The sequence below is a fragment of the Rhizobium sp. SVR5-9E genome (assembly GCF_056755095.1).
This window is the reverse complement of record NZ_JBNDHS010000335.1, coordinates 1-296: the sequence shown is the minus strand read 5'-3', so window position 1 is coordinate 296 and position 296 is coordinate 1. Positions and strand designations below refer to the sequence as shown.

At 61.1% G+C, this 296-nt stretch carries 1 protein-coding gene; it reads right to left on the bottom strand.

Annotation, left to right across the window (positions count from 1 at the left end; all coding sequences use genetic code 11):
- A partial coding sequence (locus tag ACPYOJ_RS35065; RefSeq protein WP_481420338.1) for a phosphatase PAP2 family protein occupies window positions 1–296 on the bottom strand: 296 nt, incomplete at both ends.

The following is a 296-nucleotide window of genomic DNA, read 5'->3' as shown; positions in this document are numbered from 1 at the left end:
GCAAAGAACAGTCCCATCACCATAAAGCCGCTTGAGGCATGACCGCCGGGGAAACAGCGCCCCGGACCGCTGTCAGCGGGAGCGGCACTGAACAGCGGATAAGAAACGGCCTTACCGCCATACTCCACCAGATCCCACGGGCAGCTGTGATGGCTTATGCTTTTCAGTACGCCAACCACCAGCGCGCCAAGCCCCATCAGCAGCGCGGCCGTGACCAGTCTCGCATTGCGCCTGAACGCGCCATAAATGAGCGCAACAGCACCTGCGGCGATGGCGATGTACTTCGCCAGTCGATG